Below are 302 nucleotides of genomic sequence, written 5' to 3'. Positions count from 1 at the left end.
AAACTAAGGCGGAAAGTAAAGACGCTGTTTTTCAAGCACTTTTGAGACTGATAAAATTAAACTCTGCACAAGTATTAATAGTGAAAAATTAGTGTACGGTTTTGAAATCATCAGAAAACAAAATATTTTCTTGAATCAGCTCACTTTATTTTTTACACATTCCTTAGAAGAAATATAAACCCCTATAAACACAAAAAACCCATCTAAATAGATGGGTTTTGTTACTTAGCGGAATGGACGAGATTCGAACTCGCGACCTCCTGCGTGACAGGCAGGCATTCTAACCAGCTGAACTACCACTC

1 tRNA gene is annotated in these 302 nt (G+C 36.1%); it reads right to left on the bottom strand.

The annotated features are described in order from the left end of the window. Positions 1-229 precede the first annotated feature (229 nt). Positions 230-302, bottom strand: a tRNA-Asp gene (locus tag Q0954_RS34700).

Origin of the sequence: uncultured Microscilla sp. (assembly GCF_947493425.1) — a bacterium.
GTDB lineage: Bacteria > Bacteroidota > Bacteroidia > Cytophagales > Microscillaceae > Microscilla.
This window is presented reverse-complemented; position numbering and strand designations above follow the sequence as displayed.